Origin of the sequence: Kocuria oceani (assembly GCF_029524215.1) — a bacterium.
In the GTDB taxonomy this organism is placed as follows: domain Bacteria; phylum Actinomycetota; class Actinomycetes; order Actinomycetales; family Micrococcaceae; genus Kocuria; species Kocuria oceani.
This window is the reverse complement of sequence record NZ_JARAMH010000003.1, coordinates 1-16,653: the sequence shown is the minus strand read 5'-3', so window position 1 is coordinate 16,653 and position 16,653 is coordinate 1. Positions and strand designations below refer to the sequence as shown.

Here is a 16,653-nt window from a genome sequence, read left to right as displayed (position 1 = left end):
GCATGCTGTTCTCCACCACCACCCCCGAGGCCAAGCGCGTCGCCCTGCGGCAGATGCTCACCGTCCCGCGCATCGCCCGGTTCCCGGGCGCGTACACCCCGCTGTCCACGAAGCTGATCGCAGAGCAGGGCTTCGACGGCGTCTACATCTCCGGGGCCGTGCTGGCCAACGAGCTAGGCTTCCCCGACATCGGCCTGACCGCCCTGCCCGAGGTCGCCGCCCGGGCCGGGCAGATCGCCCGGCTCACCGACCTGCCCGCGATCGTGGACGCCGACACCGGCTTCGGCGAGCCGATGAACGTGGCCCGCACCGTGCAGGAGCTCGAGAACGCCGGGCTGGCCGGGTGCCACATCGAGGACCAGTTCAACCCCAAGCGCTGCGGCCACCTGGACGGGAAGTCCGTGGTGGACCTGGCCACCGCCACGAAGCGGATCCGCGCCGCGACCGAGGCCCGCCGGGACCCGAACTTCCTGGTCATGGCCCGCACCGACATCCGCGGCGTGGAGGACCTCGCCGCGGCCACCGACCGGGCCAAGGCCCTCGTGGACGCCGGGGCGGACGCGATCTTCCCCGAGGCGATGGCCGACCTGAGCGAGTTCGCCGCGATGCGGGCGGCGGTGGACGTGCCGATCCTGGCGAACATGACCGAGTTCGGGAAGTCGCAGCTGTTCACCGCCGCCCAGCTCGAGGAGGTGGGCGTGAACATGGTCATCTACCCGGTCACCCTGATGCGCTCCGCCCTGGGCGCCATGGAGCGGGTGCTGGCCACGATCGCCGCGCACGGCACCCAGCAGGCCGCCGTGCCCGAGATGCTCACTCGCGCCCGGCTCTACGAGCTGGTGGACTACAACGGGTACAACCAGTTCGACGCCGGCGTCTTCGACTTCGAGGTGCCCGGCCTGCACCACTGACCGGACCGACCGCACGACACGAGAAGGAGACCACCATGACCGAGACCCAGAGCGAGGTCCGCAAGGGACTGGCCGGCGTCGTCGCCGACTACACGGCCGTGTCCAAGGTCAATCCGGAGACCAACTCCCTGCTCTACCGCGGCTATCCCGTCCAGGAACTGGCCGCGAACTGCTCCTTCGAGCAGGTCGCGCTGCTGCTGTGGAACGGTGAGCTGCCCACGGAGGCGGAGCTGGCGGAGTTCACGGCCCGGGAGCGGGCGCACCGGGCGCTGACCCCCGAGCTGACGGCGATCATCGACGCCCTGCCCACCACCTGCCACCCCATGGACGTCTGCCGCACCGCGGCCTCCGTCCTGGGCGCCCAGGACCCCGAGGCCGAGAACTCCGCCCCGGAGGCCAACCTGCGCAAGGCGCAGAAGCTGTTCGCGGCGATGCCGGCGGTGGTGTGCTACGACCAGCGGCGCCGGCGCGGCCAGGAGCCGGTGCCCCCGCGCAAGGACCTCGGCTACTCGGCCAACTTCCTGTGGATGGCCTTCGGCGAGGAGGCCGACCCGGCGGTGGTCGAGGCGTTCGACGTCTCGATGATCCTCTACGCCGAGCACTCCTTCAACGCCTCGACCTTCACCGCCCGGGTGGTCACCTCGACCCTGTCGGACCTGCACTCGGCGGTCACCGCGGCGATCGGCGCGCTGAAGGGGCCGCTGCACGGCGGGGCCAACGAGGCGGTGATGGAGACGTTCGAGGAGCTGGGCATCCGCACGGAGGAGTCCGCCGCCGAGGCCGAGGCCCGCGCCAAGGCCTGGATGGACGACGCCCTGGCCGCGAAGAAGAAGGTCATGGGCTTCGGCCACCGCGTCTACAAGCACGGCGACTCCCGGGTGCCGACCATGAAGGCGGCCCTGGACGCGATGGTGGCCCACTACGACCGCGACGAGCTGCTGGGCCTGTACAACGGCCTGGAGAAGTCCATGGACGAGGCGAAGGGCATCAAGCCCAACCTCGACTACCCGGCCGGGCCCACCTACTGGCTGATGGGCTTCGACATCCCCACCTTCACCCCGCTGTTCGTCGCCGCCCGCATCACGGGCTGGACCGCCCACATCATGGAACAGGTGGCCGCCAACTCCCTGATCCGGCCGCTGTCCGAGTACAACGGCCCCGACGAGCGGCACCTCCCCGGCGCCCGGGCCGCTCAGTAGGAGGGCGCCGGAGGCAGCCCCATGTAGTGCTCGAGCGTGGGGATGCGCTGGGAGACCATACCGGTGGCCACGTGCCCGCCCACGTAGCGCAGGTGCCAGGGCTCGTAGGCGTAGCCGGTGGTCCCCGTGCGGCCTGCCGGGTAGCGCACCACGAAGCCGTACTCGTGGGCGTGGGCCCGTGCCCACGCCCCGGCCGGAGTGCCCGCGAAACAGCTCTGCAGCCCGCACGCCCCGTCCGGGTTGCCGATGTCCAGGGCCAGCCCCGTCTGGTGCTCGCTGTGTCCCGGGCGGGCGGAGATCAGATCCGCCTGCTCCCTCCCGTACCGGGCCACGTAGTCGCGGTACAGCTCGGCCTGCGTGGTGTAGGAGCGGTAGCCGCTGACCGCCGTGATCGGGACGCCCGCGGCGGCGGCGTCCGCCTGCATCCGCCGGAACGCCGCGGCGGCGTCCGCGCGCAGGCGCGGCCCGCCCACGGCCTCGAGGCCGCGCGGGACGTGGTCGACCGGGGTCAGGGGGCGGCGCTTGTTGACGACGACATATACGGAGGCGGCCCGGTCGATCTCCCGGGCCACCCGTGTCCCGGCGCCCGGGGTCCAGCTGACGGACCCGCGCTGGAAGGTCTGGCGGCAGGCGCCGCCCGCGCAGGCCTCCGCCGAGGTCGGATAACCCAGCGCCCCCCGCTCGGCGCCGTGACGCAGCCACGCCGCCCGGATGCCGCCGAGCGTGGGGTGGGCCCCGCTCGCCCGTGACCAGAGGACCACCCCGCCCTCGAAGGCCTGGTAGCACCCGGCGTCGCGCAGCCCGCAGACCTCCCGGCCGACGGGGTAGCCCAGCTTCCCTCGTTCCCAGCCCTGCGCGGCCCACGCGCCGCGGATCGCTCCCCACGTCGGGCGTGCCCCGGTCCTCGGGGACCAGTGGATGCTGCCCCGCTCGAAGGAGCGGTAGCAGCCACCGCGCACCAGGCCGCACCGCTCGGAGCCCAGTGCCCGGCCCAGCCGGCCGTCGGCTCCGCCGAGGCGCTGGTGCTCGGCCCCGATCGCGGTGGCGCCCGACGCCGGGGGCGCCAGGGGCGCCAGCAGCAGACCCAGGCAGCAGAGCAGGATCAGCAGCACCCGGCGCATTCCCGTGCCCGAGTCGATGTTCACTCGCATGACGTCCCCGTCCGTCCGGGCGCACCCGTTGCAGTTGCAACCAGGTTAGGCCCTGCACGACCCGTGGAACAGCAGCCCCCCGCTGTGTGACCGGACGACGTGGACCAGCTGCTGCGCGGCGGGCCGGGGCGCCGGCGGCGGGGCGCCCCCGCTACAGGGCGCGCGGGTGGGCGGCGGCGTAGACCTCCCGCAGGGACTCCACGGTGACCAGCGTGTACACCTGCGTGGTGCTGACGGAGGCGTGGCCGAGCAGCTCCTGGACCACGCGCAGGTCCGCGCCGCCCTCCAGCAGGTGGGTCGCGAAGGAGTGGCGCAGCGTGTGGGGGGTGATCCGGTCCCCCAGCCCGGCGCGCTCGGCCGCGGTGCGCACCGTGGTCCAGGCCGTCTGCCGGCTGATCCGCCCGCCGCGGGCGTTGAGGAAGAGGGCGGGGGTGCCCCGCCCCTTCGCCGCGAGCGCCGGCCGGCCCCGGACGAGCCAGTCGTCGACGGCGCGCACCGCCCAGGACCCCAGGGGGACCATCCGCTCCTTGCCCCCCTTGCCGAACAGCCGCACGAACGGCATCGCGCCGCCGTCCTCCTCGGGCTGCCCGGTGTTCCGCACGGCCCGGGACAGGTCGTCGACGTCGAGGGCCGTGGCCTCCGAGATCCGGGCGCCGGTCGAGTAGAGGACTTCCAGCAGGGCGCGGTCGCGCAGCTGCTGGGGCGTCTCGGTGCCGGTCGACTCCAGCAGCGCCGTGATCTGCTCGACGGGCACGGCCTTGGGCAGGCGCATGCCCGGCGTGGGCGGCTGGACGGGGGCGGCGGGATCCGTGCGCGTGAGGCCCTCCAGCGCCCAGAAGCGGTGGGCGCCCCGGACCGCCACCAGGCAGCGGGCGGCGCTGCGCGTGCTGAGCGGCGCCCGGCCCGGCGCCCCGGCCGAGACCGTGCGCAGGAAGTCCTGGACGTGTCCCGTCCCGATGCCCCGCAGCGTGGTCACCGGCGGGTCCGTGTGCTCCTGGAGGTGCTCGGTGTAGCGGTGCAGGTCCCGCCGGTACGCCGCGAGGGTGTTGGCGGCCAGGCCCCGCTCCACGGCGAGGTGCTGCAGGTAGCGCTCCACGGCCCGCTCCAGCGCGCCACCGGGCGCCGGACCCGTCGTTGCCGCACCGGACCCGTCACCGGGTCCCGCCCCGGGCCCGGGACGGGGCGCCGCCCCCTCCTCCGGGGTGGACGCCCCACCGGACCCGGGATCGGACTCCCCGCCCGGCTCCGGAGCGAGCTTCGGGACCGACGCCCCGCCGGGCCCGGGCTCGGGCGCCGGACGGGGCGGCCGGCCGGCCGGGGGCTGGGTCACCGCAGGTCGGGGTGGCCGGGCCACGGGGTGTCGGCCGGGCGCAGGGAGCGGTAGCCGTCGGCGCGGGCGGCGTGCACGGCGAGCAGGCCGACCACCGCCGCGGGTGAGTTCAGCCGGCCCTCGAGGACGGCCCGCACGGCGGCGTCGAGCGGCACCCAGGCGCCGTGGATCTCCGCCTCCTCACCGTCGCGCTCGTGGAGCTCGGCCTCGGGGACCTCGCTCGGCCCGCGGGCCAGGAAGATCCGGTTGGCCTCCGAGGACGAGCCGGGACTGTTGTGGAAGTCCACCAGGACGTCCCACTGCTTCGCCCGCAGGTCGGCCTCCTCCGCCAGCTCCCGCTGGGCCGCCGCGGCGGGGTCCTCGCCGTCGACGTCGAGCAGGCCGGCGGGGATCTCCCACATGGTCATCCCGACGGGACGACGGTACTGGTTGATCAGCAGCACCCGGTCGTCGTCGTCGAGCACCAGCACGGACACCGCGCCCGGGTGGGTGATGTAGTCGCGCCGGAGCGGGTCGGTGCCCTGGGACAGCTCGAACTCGTCGCGCTGCACGTTCCAGATGAAGCCCTCGTAGACCGTCTCGGAGGCCACCGTGCGGCGGTCGCTGGGCCGGTCCGAGATCTCCTCGGGGGCGAGCTGTCGGATGTCCATGGGGTCCTTCCGGGTCGGCCGCCCCGCACGGGTCGGCGGGGACGAGGGGTCTGGCGGGGACGGCGCGGGCGCCGCGCCCCGGTGGGGACACGGCGCCTGCGCCGGGCGGCCCGTGGCGCACGGGCCCGGGGCCTCAGCGGCCCTCGGCCTCCCGGCGCTCGAGCGCCGCCTTGACGAGGCCGTCGAACAGCGGGTGCGGGCGGGTCGGGCGGGACATGAGCTCGGGGTGCGCCTGGGTGCCCACGTAGTAGGGGTGCACGTCGGCGGGCAGCTCCACGAACTCCACGAGGGTGCCGTTCGGCGAGGTCCCCGAGATCACCAGTCCGGCCTGCTCCAGGCCCTCCCGGTACTCGTTGTTGACCTCGTAGCGGTGGCGGTGGCGCTCCTTGACGGTGGTGGAGCCGTAGGCGCCGGCCACCACGGATCCGTCGCGCAGCCGTGCGTCGTAGAGGCCCAGTCGCATGGTGCCGCCGAGGTCCCCGGCGCCCTCCACGAACTGCTTCTGCTCGTCCATGGTCGCCACGACCGGGAACCCGGTGTCCGGCTCGAACTCGGTGGAGGACGCCCCGGCGAGGCCGAGCTCGGTGCGGGCGTACTCGATCACCATGCACTGCAGGCCCAGGCACAGGCCCAGGGTGGGGATGCGGTGCTCGCGGGCGAAGCGCAGGGTGCCCAGCTTGCCCTCGATGCCGCGGATGCCGAACCCGCCCGGGACGCAGATGGCGTCCACGTCGCCCAGTTCCCGCTGGGCGCCCTCGGGGGTCTCGCACAGGTCGGAGGCGACCCACTTGATCTTCACCCGCGCGTCGTTGGCGAAGCCGCCCGCCCGCAGGGCCTCCGAGACGGAGAGGTAGGCGTCCGGCAGGTCGATGTACTTGCCCACCATGGCCACCGTGACGAAGTGGGACGGCTCGTGCACGGCCTTCAGCAGCCGGTCCCACTGCCCCAGGTCGGCGTCCTGGTAGTCCAGACCGAGGTAGTCGAGGATGTAGGTGTCCAGTCCCTGGGAGTGCAGGGTCTTGGGGATGTCGTAGATGCTCGGGGCGTCCGGGCAGGAGATCACCGCGTCGTGGTCGACGTCGCAGGCGTTGCCGATCTTGCGCAGCATCGTGTCCGGGACCTGCCGGTCGGAGCGCAGCACGAGCGCGTCGGGCTGGATCCCGAGCCCGCGCAGGGCGGCCACGGAGTGCTGGGTGGGCTTGGTCTTGAGCTCGCCGGAGGGCCCGATGTAGGGGATCAGGGACACGTGCAGGTAGAACACGTGGCGGCGGCCGACGTCCTGGCGGACCTGGCGGGCGGCCTCGATGAAGGGCTGGGACTCGATGTCGCCGACCGTGCCGCCGATCTCGGTGATGATGATGTCCGGCTGGTCGTCGTCCTGCGCGCGGCGGCGCATCCGGTTCTTCAGCTCGTCGGTGATGTGCGGGATGACCTGCACGGTGTCGCCGAGGTACTCGCCGCGACGCTCCTTGGCGATGACCGTGGAGTACACCTGTCCGGTGGTCACGTTCGCCGAGGCGTCGAGGTTCTCGTCGAGGAAGCGTTCGTAGTGGCCGATGTCGAGGTCGGTCTCCGCCCCGTCGTCGGTCACGAAGACCTCACCGTGCTGGAAGGGGTTCATGGTGCCCGGATCGACGTTGAGGTACGGATCCAGCTTCTGCATCGTCACGGACAGCCCCCGTGCCCGCAGCAGCATCCCGAGGGAGGAGGCGGTCAGGCCCTTGCCGAGGGAGGAGGCGACGCCGCCCGTCACGAAGATCTGACGGGTCACCTTGCCCGGTCGCTGGTTTTCGGTCTGCTGTGCGCCGGCCACGTGGGCGGCTTCGTTTGCATTCACCACGGAATTCGACCCTATCATTCTTGCCCCTGCGGGACACCGGTTGCGTGCTGCGGATCACCGTGCGGCCGGCCGCGCGGGCGGCGGCCTCCGGACGGGCGACGGGCTCAGAGCTGCGCGTCGCGGACGAGCTCGCGGGCGTGCTCGCGCGCCGCCGCGGAGTCCTCGTGACCCGCGAGCATGCGGGCCAGCTCCACCACGCGCTCCTCCTCGTCCAGCACGCGCACGTCGCTGACGGTGGAGTCCCGGCTCTTGGTGACGAGGATGTGCTGGTCCGCGAAGGCGGCCACCTGCGGCAGGTGCGTCACCACGAGGACCTGGACGTGCTGGGCCAGCATCTTCAGCCGGCGCCCGATCTCCACGGCCGCCTTGCCGCCCACGCCCGAGTCCACCTCGTCGAAGACGAACGTGGGCACGGGGTCGACCGCGGCGAGGACCACCTCGATGGCGAGCATCAGCCGCGACAGCTCACCGCCGGAGGCGCCCTTGCCGAGGGGCCGCGGGGCGGCACCGGCGTGGGGCTTCAGCAGGAACGCGATCTCGTCCCGGCCGTGGCCGGAGAACTCCTCCGTGGGCTCCACCTCGATGACCAGGGAGGCGTTGGGCATCGCCAGGGCCGTGAGCTCGGCGCTGACGGCCTCGGAGAGCCGGTGCGCGGCGTCCTGCCGCCGCTCGGTCATCCGCGCGGCCAGCTCGCTCAGTCCGGCGTGCAGCTGCTCGAGGCGCGCGCGCAGCTCCTGCTCCCGGGCGGGGTCGTCGGTGAGCTCGTCGAGCCGGGTCCGCGAGCGCTGCGCCCACTCGAGGACCTCGTCCACCGTGGCCCCGTACTTGCGGGTGAGCGCCTTCAGCTTGGCCCGGCGGGCCTCGACCTCGGCCAGGCGGGCCGGCCCCTCGTCGTCGAGTCCGGACGCGTAGCCGGAGAGGTCCGCGGCGATGTCGTTGACGAGCACGGCCAGCTCGGCGACCCGGCCCGCGAGCTCCTCCAGGTCGCGGTCCGAGCCCGCCTCCTGGTCCAGGGCCCGGTGCGCGGCGGCGATGAGCGCGGTCGCGTCCGCGCTGTCGCCGTCGGAGAACTCCCCGCCGCTCAGGGCCGCGTGCGCGGTCAGCGCCGCGGCGCGCAGCTGCTCCAGGTTGGTGAGCTTCTGGCTCTCCTGGTCGAGCCGCTCGTCCTCGCCGGGCTCGGGGTCCACCGCGTCGATCTCCTCGAGGGCGCCCTGCAGGGTCTGGGCCTCGAGGGCGCGTTCCCGGCCGTGCTCGGTGACCTCCCGCAGGGTCTGCTGCACGGTGCGGTACTCGGCGAGCAGCTCCCGGTAGCGCCGCAGGTCGGCCGCGAGCTCCTCCCCCGCGTACTGGTCGAGGGCGTGGCGCTGGGCGGCCGCCGACTTCAGCCGCAGCTGGTCGGACTGCCCGTGCACCGCCACCAGGGTCTGCCCCACGGCCGAGAGCGTGCCCACGGGGGCGGAGCGGCCCCCGACGTGGGCCCGGCTGCGGCCCTCCGCCGTCACCGTGCGCGCCACGGTGACCAGGGCCTCGTCCGCGTCGCCGACGGGCTCGACGTCGACGGCTCCGCCGGCGTCCTCGACGAGTGCCGCGGCCGGGTGCCCCGCCGGGACCCGCACCACCGCCTCGGCGACGGCGCGCGGGGCCCCCGAGCGCACGGCCCCGGCATCGGAGCGGTTGCCGAGCAGCATCCCCAGCGCGGTGACCACCATGGTCTTGCCCGCGCCGGTCTCACCCGAGAGGATGCTCAGCCCCGGTCCGAGCGGCAGCACGGCGTCGGTGATGACGCCGAGGTCGTGGATGTGGATCTCCTCGATCATTCAGTCGGCCTCCGTCCTCTCGGGCGCGCTCCCGAGAGTCGCAGGGCCCGGGTCGTGGGGCATCTCGTGGCCCACCGTGGACTTCGGCAGCTCGGCCACCCGGCCCGCGCCGTCGGCGCCGACGGTGGACAGGGCGGCGGTCCGGGCCGCGGTCGTCTCCTGCGGGGGCACCGGTCCGCGCCAGCCCGTCGTGGGGAGCTCGAACTTCCGGACCAGCCGCTCGGAGAAGGGCGTGCGGTGCATCCGGGCGAGGTTGACCGCCTTCGGCGAGCGCACCACCTCGATCCGGGACCCGGGCGGCAGCTCGGTGGTCCGCCGGCCGTCGCACCACAGCACCCCCCGGGCGTCCGTGCGGGTGAGGACCTCCACGGCCATCATCGAGTTCGGGGAGATCACCAGCGGCCGGGCGAACAGGGCGTGGGCGCTCAGCGGGACGAGGAGCAGCGCCTCGACCTCCGGCCACACGACGGGCCCGCCCGCGGAGAACGCGTAGGCGGTGGAGCCGGTGGGGGTGGCCAGCACCACGCCGTCGCACCCGAAGGTGCTCAGGGGCCGCCGGTCCACCTCGACGACCACCTCGATCATCTTCTCGCGGTCGCCCTTCTCCACCGAGGCCTCGTTCAGCGCCCAGGTGTGCAGCACCTTCTTCTGGTCCTGCCACACGGTGACGTCGATGGTCATGCGCTGCTCCACCGTGTAGCGCCCGTCCACGATCGCCTCGACGGACTCGGCGAGGTCCGAGCGCTCACTCTCGGCGAGGAAGCCGACGTGGCCGAGGTTCACGCCCAGCAGCGGGGTGTCCACGCTGCGCACCAGCTCGGCGGCCCGGAGGATGGACCCGTCCCCGCCGAGCACCATGACCAGCTCGATCTCCCGCAGCGAGACGTCCTCCTCGATGACCTCCACGGGCACGAGGGGCACCCCGTCCTCCTGGAGCGCCTCGAGGTCGGTGCGCGAGATCACCGGCACCAGACCGGCGTCGTGGAGCTGGAGGCAGGAGTCGCGCGCGGCGTCCTTGGCCTCCTGCCGGCCCATGTGGGCCATGACCAGGATCTTCCGGCTCACAGGATCCTCCCGTTCTGGGCTGCTCGGTGCACGCGGGCGTCGTCGGAACCGGGACCGGCCCGTGCTGCGCGCCGTGCCCGGGACCGGGCACCGCTCACCACCCTACGCGAGGGCGTGGACAGTCAGGGCGTGGCGCCCTCCACGTTCCGGCGGCACCACAGGAAGAACTCGTGGTTGCCGTCCTGACCGGGCAGCGGGCTGCGCTCCCGGCCCAGGACCGCGAGCCCGTGGGCGCGTGCGGCGGCGGCCACGGCGTCGACAGCCCGGGCCCGTTCCTGCTCGCTGGTGACCACGCCGGTGCGGGCGAGCCGGTCGGCGCCGACCTCGAACTGCGGCTTGACCATGAGCACCAGGTCACCGCCGGGCACGGTGGCGGCGGCCAGGGGGCCGACCACCAGGGTCAGCGAGATGAAGGAGAGGTCGCACACCGTCAGCTGGGCCGGGCCGCCGATGTCCTCGGGGCGCATCCAGCGCACGTTCGTGCCCTCGAACACCCGGACCCGGTCGTCCTGCCGCAGCGCGGGCACGAGCTGGTCGTGGCCGACGTCCACGGCGACCACCTCCCGGGCCCCGGCCCGCAGCAGCACGTCGGTGAAGCCCCCGGTGGAGGCGCCGGCGTCGAGGCACCGCCTGCCCGCCACGGTGATGTCCGGAAAGGCGGTCAGCGCGCCGGCCAGCTTGTGCCCCGCGCGGCTGACGTAGTCGGGGCCGTCCGCGGGCCGCACCTCCAGCCGGTCGCCGGCGCCCACACGGACGGAGGCCTTGGTGGCCGGCTCGCCGTTCACCAGCACCCTGCCCTCGGCGATCCAGCGGGCGGCCACGGTGCGGGAGCGGGCGAGCTCCCGGGTGGTCAGCTCCAGGTCCAGGCGCGCGCTCACCGGGACCCGCTCTGCTCCTGCCCCGCCTGCCGGCCGGGGACCAGTCCGGCCGGGACGGTCCCCGGCTCGGCGTTGAGCTCGGCGACGAGGTCGGCGTGCAGCTCCTCGTAGCGGCCGGGGTGCTCCGCGACGGGCAGCGCGTCCAGCTCCGCGGCCCGCTCGAGCACGGCGTCCACACGGTCGTGACCCGTCGGGGACGTCGTGCCGGCGTCGGAGCTCACGTCGCGGCCTCCCACTCCAGGACCGGGGCCACGGGTGCCTCCGCGTCGGGGTGCGCGGCCCACCAGGCCCCGCACGCGGCTCGCCACGCATCGAGGTCCTCCCGGGACCCTCGGATCCGCACCCGGGCGCCGTCCGTCTCGGCGGTCGCCGCCCCGCAGCGCGCCCGGTGGCCTCCGGGCGAGGCCGTGACCTCGACCTCCGGACAGGGGGCGAAGAGCTCCTCGAGGGTTCCGACGACGTGGTCGGGCCGCTCCGCGCTGCATGCGGCCAGGATGGTCTCGAGCGTGTCGACGCCGGTGAGCACCGCGACCGTGGCGAACCCGGCGGCGTTGCCGCCCCGGATGTCGGTGTCCAGCCGGTCCCCCAGGACCACGGGCCGAGTGCTGCCCGCGCGCTCGGCGGCGGTGCGGAAGATGGGGGCCTCCGGCTTGCCGGCCACCACCGGTGCCCGGTCGGTGGCGGCGGCGACCGCCGCCACCAGGGTCCCGTTGCCCGGGGCCAGGCCCCGCGCCTGCGGGATGGAGAGATCGGTGTTGGTCGCGACCCACAGCACGTCGGGATCGGCGAGGGTGTAGGACGCCTCGGCCAGCTGCGCCCAGCCGATGCCGGGGTCGAAGCCCTGGATGACGGCACGGGGCTCCTCCTCCTGTGTGCGGACCGGCACGAGCCCCGCGTCAGCGACCACGTCCGAGAGAGCCTGCGACCCCGTCACGAGCACCTTCGTGCCGGCAGGCAGACGCTGCGCGAGCACCTCGGCGCCGACCTGGGCCGAGCTCGCCACGCCCTCGGGACCCGTGGGCACGCCCAGGTCCGTGAGGTGGGCCGCGACCGCGGCGACGGAGCGGGAGGCGTTGTTCGTCACGTAGATCACGGGCACGCCCTCCGAGGAGATCCGGCGCAGGACCTCCGGCGCCCCCGGGATCGCGTGCGGACCGGCGTAGACGACGCCGTCCAGGTCGCTCAGGACCGCGTCGTAGCGGTCGAGGAGTCGCTCAGACATCCTCGGCACCGCGTTCCTCGCCGTCGTCGGACCGATCGTCCGGGGCGGCACCGTGGTCCTCGGGATCCAGGAGCTCCTCGTCGTCGTCCGGATCCAGGTCGTGCTCCGAACCGCCCTCGAAGTCGTCGTCGGGATCCAGATCCCCCTCCGCGGCGCCCTCGGACTCCTCGTCGGCACCCTCCTCGGCCCCCTCGTCGAGGACGTCGTCGGACTCGTACTCCGTGCTGTCGATCGTGCTGTCGCCGGTGCCGCCGGCCGGTTCCTCCCGCAGACCGGCTTGGGCGACCTCGGGCACCGCGGCGGCCGCCGTGCCGGCGACGGTCGCGTCCTCCGCGGCGTTCTCCGGCTCGGCCAGGGCGACGCCGTCGGACGGTGCCTGCTCGGTCTCGTTCTCGTCGTCGAAGTCGAGGATCTCCGGCTCGGCGAACTGGCCGAGCCCCAGCGCCGCCTCGGCCACCACGGCCTGCCGGTCCCAGGTGAGCGCCTCGCGTGCCCGGTCGACGCCCCGGAGCGCCTCGGCGTAGGCGCGGAACAGGCGCGGGCTGTAGGAGAAGCCACGGTTCTTGTCGAGCTGCGGGATGCTCAGCGCGTCGACGGCGCCCTGGGCGTCCCCCTGGTCTCGGCGCATGCCGGCGAGCACGATGGCGAGCTCGACCCGCTCGCTGGTCTCGAGGGACGCGGCGGCCTCGGACGTCGCGAGCTCGACCGCCTTGTCGGTGCGGCCCAGCGCGCGTTCGCAGTCGACCATGAGGGGAAGGTGGATCTCGGCGCCGGTCATCCGGCGGAACGTTCGCAGCTCCTTGAGCGCCAGCGCGTAGTCCCCCGCCTCGTAGGCCGCGATGCCCGTGGCCTCCCGGACGGCGGCAATGCGACCGCCGCGGCGGCCTGCGGCCTGCGCGTGCTCGAGGGCCAGCGCGGGGTCGTCGGACAGGTAGCGGCCTGCCATGACCAGGTGCTTGGCGACGGCCTCGGCGTTGCGGGGCTCCAGGGCCCCCAGCTGGGCGCGGGTCGGCTTGTCCAGCTCCCGTCCCGTGATGTCCTCGTCGATCTCGGGGGCCCGGTGACGGTGCGTGGAGACCTCCGTGCGGTCGTCACGGCGACCGCGGTAGCCCTCGCCGCGGTCCGGGTAGCCACCACGCCGATCGTCCCTGCGGTCATCGCGCCGGTCACCACGCGGGGCGTACCCGCCCCGACGCTCACCCTGACCCTCGTCACGGCGCCCGCGGTAACCCTCTCCTTCACGGCGAGGCCCACGCTCACCCTGACGGTCGTCGCGCCGGTCACCACGCGGGGCGTACCCGCCCCGACGCTCACCCTGACTCTCCTCACGGCGACCCCGGTGGCCGTCACCGCGGTCCGGGTAGCCACCACGCCGATCGTCCCTGCGGTCATCGCGCCGGTCATCGCGCCGGTCACCACGCGGGGCGTAGCCACCGCGCCGGTCACCCTGACTGTCGTCACGGCGCCCGCGGTAGCCCTCACCATCACGACGAGGCCCACGCTCACCCCGGCCCTCGTCACGCCTCCCCCGGTAGCCCTCACCGCGGTCGGAAGAGCCACCACGCCGATCGTCACGCCGGTCATCGCGCCGGTCACCACGCGGGGCGTACCCGCCCCGACGCTCACCCTGACCCTCGTCACGCCGACCGCGGTAGCCGTCCGTCCGCCCCTCGCCGTCACGACGGGGCCCCCGCTCTCCGGCTCGGGCGTCACGACGCTCGCCCTGCCCCGGCCACTGGTCACGGTAGCCCCCGCGCTTCTCGCCCCGGTTGTCACCGCGTCGGTCCTCCCGCCGGTCACCGCGCGGGGCGTAGCCACCACGGCTCTCACCCTGGCGGTCGTCGCTCCGGCCCCGGAAGCCCTGCGAACGGCTCTCTCCACCGGGTCGTCCAGCGGAACGCTCGTCGTCGCGGGAGAAGCTGCGGCGGGGTGCGCCGCTCGAGCGGCCGCCGTCGCGTCGGGCGCCTGCGCCGGACCGGCGGTCGCCGGAACCGCTGTTCCGGCGATCGCCCTGGGAACCGTGCTGGGAAGACTCGGACACGTACCGCTCCTCTGTGCCGTCCGGAAAGGGCCGGCGCTCGTGGATGTCGAAGGGGACCGCACGCGGGTCCGCCAATTGATCGTCCTCCATTCTAAGGGAGGCCCACCCGGGCCCTTTGCGGTTCGCCGGGCCTGCTCCGGGACCGATAATTGGCCCATGACCAAGAAACCCCTCACGTCCCACCTGCTGGTGCGCGTGCTCCTCGGCATCGTCCTGGGCATCGCCTGCGGGTTGTTCTTCCCCGAACCGCTCGCACGGGTGTTCCTGACGTTCAACGGCCTGTTCAGCGCCTTCCTCGGCTTCATCGTGCCGCTGCTCATCCTCGGCCTCGTCACCCCTGCCATCGCCGACCTCGGGCGGGGAGCCGGGAAGTGGCTGGGCATCACGGCAGGCATCGCCTATGCGTCCACGGTCTTCTCCGGAGTTCTCGCCTACCTCGTCGCGCGCGGCAGCTACCCCTGGCTGCTGGGCGGGCAGCAGGACGTCAACCCGCTGGCCAACCCGGAGGAGAGCGCGCTCACGGGGTACTTCGTCGTCGAGATGGAGCCCGTCTTCGGTGTCATGACCGCGCTGCTGCTCTCCTTCTGCCTGGGAGTGGGGATCACGCTCATTCCGGGTGACACCCTGCACCGGGCCATGGACGACCTCCGCCGGATCATCATGCGGATCGTGGAGCTCGTCATCATCCCGTTGCTCCCCGTCTACATCTTCGGGATGTTCCTGGGCCTCACCATGAACGGGCAGATCGCCGCCGTCATCTCGACCTTCTTCAAGGTCGTCCTGCTCGCCCTCGTCCTGACGATCGTCCTGCTGCTCGTCCAGTACGGGATCGCCGGCGCCTACGCCCGGCGCAACCCACTGGTGCTCCTCAAGAACATGCTGCCGGCCTATGCGACGGCTCTGGGCACGTCCTCCTCCGCCGCCTCCATCCCGGTGACCCTCAAGTGCGCCGAGGCCAACGGGGTCAGCAAGCCGGTCGCCGGCTTCGCCGTCCCGCTGTGCGCCACCATCCACCTGGCCGGCTCCACCATGAAGATCGTCCTGTTCTCGCTGGCCATCATGACGATCACCGGGATGCCCGTCGACAACCTGACCTACCTGGGCTTCATCCTGATGCTGGGCATCACGATGGTGGCGGCCCCCGGCGTCCCCGGCGGGGCCATCATGGCCGCCGTGGGCATCATGCAGAGCATGCTGGGCTTCGACGAGACCGCGGTCGGTCTCATGATCGCCACCTACATCGCCATCGACTCGTTCGGCACGGCGACCAACGTCACGGGCGACGGCGCGATCGCCGTGGTCGTGGACAAACTCGTCGGCAGGCGCAGCGACGTGGCGGAGATCGACACGGAGCCGGACGACGCGCGGGTACTCGTCCCCGGGCGCTGACACGCGGTCGCCGTCCACGACGAAGGCCCCGACCACGTGGTCGGGGCCTTCGTCGTACCGTGCAGGTGGAGCCGCCGGTCAGGCCTCCACGGCCCAGTAGAGTTCCGTCACCATGTCCTCGGGATCGTCGCCCGGATGCGGCTCCGTCACGTAGACCTCCCACAGCGGCGCGCCGAGGCGCAGGTGCCGCTCCTGCGCCCATGCCCGCAGCTTCTCCCACGACGAGCCCAGCCCGTCGTAGGCGCCGCGGTGCGTGTAGGTCACCGCCCGGGTCGCGGGGATCCGCCCGACGACGACGGACCCCGCCGGCGCCACCTCGTCCTCCAGCGGAAACCCGACCTCGAGCTGGACGACCGGTCCGGGCTCCGAGTGGTAGAGCGACAGAGCCGGACCGGCTGGGCGGAGCTCACCGCGGTCGATCCGCTGACCCAGCTCGTGGAACGCGGCATCGAAGAACTCCCGCAGCTCGGACATCGGCACCTCCCCCGCCACGACTGCGGTCGTCTGCTCACCCACGTCCACGACCCGTGGTTCCTCGGCATTTCGCCGCATGGCTCCCCCTCGAGACCGTCGGATCAGCGTTCTCCGACGATAGGCCGGCGTTCGGGCATGAGGAAAGGCCCCGCACCGGTTCTGGTGGGGGCCTGGGGGTGTCGGCGGCGGCGTGGGGGCCGGTGCTGCGGGTCGGTGGGGGCAGGGGAAGGGCCCCGCACCGGTGGGTGGGGGCCTGGGGGTGTCGTGCCCGGTGGGGGGGTGGGCACGCGAAAGGGGGGGGTGATGTGGGGAGCCCCCGCACCTGCTGGTGCGGGGGCTCGACCCTGGGTGTGGTCCGGCGGTGTCCTACTCTCCCACACCCTGGCGGGTGCAGTACCATCGGCGCTGTGGGTCTTAGCTTCCGGGTTCGGGATGGGACCGGGCGTTTCCCCCACGCTATGACCGCCGTAACTCTGTCTCCCCTGCCTGGCCGGTGGGCCGGGGTGGGGGGAAATCTGGTCACAGTGATGACTGTGGATGCAATTGTGCGGTTGGTGCAACCGTGACCCCGGGCGGGGTTGTTGGTTGGGAGCCGTATAGTGGACGCGGTGTTCTGCGGTGTCCCCGGTGCCCCCGTGTGCCGGTTGCCCGGGGCGGGGGGTGGGGTGTGGGGTAAGTTGTCGGCG

Annotated in this window: 14 protein-coding genes and 1 rRNA gene; 3 read left to right on the top strand and 12 right to left on the bottom strand. The window is 73.4% G+C overall.

What is annotated here, in order from left to right:
- Positions 1 to 2 precede the first annotated feature (2 nt).
- Positions 3 to 911, top strand: coding sequence for a methylisocitrate lyase (prpB, locus tag PU704_RS03800; protein WP_277550234.1), 909 nt, complete (start codon positions 3 to 5; stop codon positions 909 to 911).
- Between the two features lie 35 nt (positions 912 to 946).
- Positions 947 to 2,110 (top strand): bifunctional 2-methylcitrate synthase/citrate synthase, encoded by a 1,164-nt coding sequence (locus PU704_RS03795; RefSeq protein WP_277550233.1) that lies wholly within the window; start codon positions 947 to 949, stop codon positions 2,108 to 2,110.
- Here the strand turns inward: PU704_RS03795 and PU704_RS03790 are convergent.
- From PU704_RS03790 to PU704_RS03745, 10 genes are all read right to left on the bottom strand, one after another.
- Positions 2,104 to 3,261, bottom strand: a complete 1,158-nt coding sequence (locus tag PU704_RS03790; protein WP_277550232.1) for a D-alanyl-D-alanine carboxypeptidase family protein — start codon at positions 3,259 to 3,261, stop codon at positions 2,104 to 2,106. The genes PU704_RS03795 and PU704_RS03790 overlap by 7 nt on opposite strands.
- 151 nt (positions 3,262 to 3,412) lie before the next feature.
- Complete coding sequence (locus PU704_RS03785) at positions 3,413 to 4,357, bottom strand: site-specific tyrosine recombinase XerD (RefSeq protein ID WP_338130211.1); 945 nt, start codon at positions 4,355 to 4,357, stop codon at positions 3,413 to 3,415.
- A 230-nt stretch (positions 4,358 to 4,587) separates the two neighbouring features.
- A complete protein-coding gene (locus PU704_RS03780) occupies positions 4,588 to 5,241 on the bottom strand; it encodes an NUDIX domain-containing protein (RefSeq protein ID WP_277550231.1) in 654 nt (217 codons plus the stop codon).
- Between the two features lie 133 nt (positions 5,242 to 5,374).
- On the bottom strand, positions 5,375 to 7,099 hold the full coding sequence (locus PU704_RS03775) for a CTP synthase (protein ID WP_047802977.1): 1,725 nt from the start codon (positions 7,097 to 7,099) through the stop codon (positions 5,375 to 5,377).
- Between the two features lie 86 nt (positions 7,100 to 7,185).
- Positions 7,186 to 8,898 carry a DNA repair protein RecN gene (gene recN / locus PU704_RS03770; protein ID WP_062733182.1) on the bottom strand — a complete coding sequence of 571 codons (1,713 nt, stop codon included), beginning with the start codon at positions 8,896 to 8,898 and terminating at the stop codon, positions 7,186 to 7,188.
- Positions 8,899 to 9,963 (bottom strand): NAD kinase, encoded by a 1,065-nt coding sequence (locus tag PU704_RS03765; RefSeq protein WP_277550229.1) that lies wholly within the window; start codon positions 9,961 to 9,963, stop codon positions 8,899 to 8,901. It abuts the gene before it with no gap.
- A 122-nt stretch (positions 9,964 to 10,085) separates the two neighbouring features.
- Positions 10,086 to 10,841, bottom strand: coding sequence for a TlyA family RNA methyltransferase (locus PU704_RS03760; RefSeq protein ID WP_277550228.1), 756 nt, complete (start codon positions 10,839 to 10,841; stop codon positions 10,086 to 10,088).
- Positions 10,838 to 11,062: a hypothetical protein gene (locus tag PU704_RS03755; RefSeq protein ID WP_139318567.1), complete on the bottom strand. Its 225-nt coding sequence runs from the start codon at positions 11,060 to 11,062 to the stop codon at positions 10,838 to 10,840. The genes PU704_RS03760 and PU704_RS03755 overlap by 4 nt, the downstream gene beginning before the upstream one ends.
- Complete coding sequence (locus tag PU704_RS03750) at positions 11,059 to 12,063, bottom strand: HAD-IIA family hydrolase (RefSeq protein ID WP_277550227.1); 1,005 nt, start codon at positions 12,061 to 12,063, stop codon at positions 11,059 to 11,061. The genes PU704_RS03755 and PU704_RS03750 overlap by 4 nt, the downstream gene beginning before the upstream one ends.
- Positions 12,056 to 13,009 (bottom strand): hypothetical protein, encoded by a 954-nt coding sequence (locus PU704_RS03745; protein WP_277550226.1) that lies wholly within the window; start codon positions 13,007 to 13,009, stop codon positions 12,056 to 12,058. The genes PU704_RS03750 and PU704_RS03745 overlap by 8 nt, the downstream gene beginning before the upstream one ends.
- A 1,251-nt stretch (positions 13,010 to 14,260) precedes the next feature.
- On the opposite strand from PU704_RS03745, the gene PU704_RS03740 reads away from it, so the two are divergent.
- Positions 14,261 to 15,493, top strand: a complete 1,233-nt coding sequence (locus PU704_RS03740; protein WP_277550225.1) for a dicarboxylate/amino acid:cation symporter — start codon at positions 14,261 to 14,263, stop codon at positions 15,491 to 15,493.
- 78 nt (positions 15,494 to 15,571) lie between these two features.
- Here the strand turns inward: PU704_RS03740 and PU704_RS03735 are convergent, their stop codons facing one another.
- Both PU704_RS03735 and rrf read right to left on the bottom strand, forming a co-directional pair.
- Positions 15,572 to 16,045 (bottom strand): GyrI-like domain-containing protein, encoded by a 474-nt coding sequence (locus tag PU704_RS03735; protein ID WP_277550224.1) that lies wholly within the window; start codon positions 16,043 to 16,045, stop codon positions 15,572 to 15,574.
- A 275-nt stretch (positions 16,046 to 16,320) separates the two neighbouring features.
- Positions 16,321 to 16,437: ribosomal RNA gene (gene rrf / locus PU704_RS03730) — 5S ribosomal RNA — on the bottom strand.
- Positions 16,438 to 16,653 lie beyond the last annotated feature (216 nt).

Bases quoted from the DNA above. Each gene is read 5' to 3' on its own strand.
- PU704_RS03790 (WP_277550232.1), bottom strand. From the start codon at position 3,261: ATGCGAGTGAACATCGACTCGGGCACGGGAATGCGCCGGGTGCTGCTG.
- PU704_RS03740 (WP_277550225.1), top strand. From the start codon at position 14,261: ATGACCAAGAAACCCCTCACGTCCCACCTGCTGGTGCGCGTGCTCCTC.
- PU704_RS03780 (WP_277550231.1), bottom strand. From the start codon at position 5,241: ATGGACATCCGACAGCTCGCCCCCGAGGAGATCTCGGACCGGCCCAGC.
- PU704_RS03750 (WP_277550227.1), bottom strand. From the start codon at position 12,063: ATGTCTGAGCGACTCCTCGACCGCTACGACGCGGTCCTGAGCGACCTG.
- PU704_RS03745 (WP_277550226.1), bottom strand. From the start codon at position 13,009: ATGGCAGGCCGCTACCTGTCCGACGACCCCGCGCTGGCCCTCGAGCAC.
- prpB (WP_277550234.1), top strand. From the start codon at position 3: ATGCTGTTCTCCACCACCACCCCCGAGGCCAAGCGCGTCGCCCTGCGG.
- PU704_RS03795 (WP_277550233.1), top strand. From the start codon at position 947: ATGACCGAGACCCAGAGCGAGGTCCGCAAGGGACTGGCCGGCGTCGTC.
- PU704_RS03735 (WP_277550224.1), bottom strand. From the start codon at position 16,045: ATGCGGCGAAATGCCGAGGAACCACGGGTCGTGGACGTGGGTGAGCAG.
- recN (WP_062733182.1), bottom strand. From the start codon at position 8,898: ATGATCGAGGAGATCCACATCCACGACCTCGGCGTCATCACCGACGCC.
- PU704_RS03775 (WP_047802977.1), bottom strand. From the start codon at position 7,099: ATGATAGGGTCGAATTCCGTGGTGAATGCAAACGAAGCCGCCCACGTG.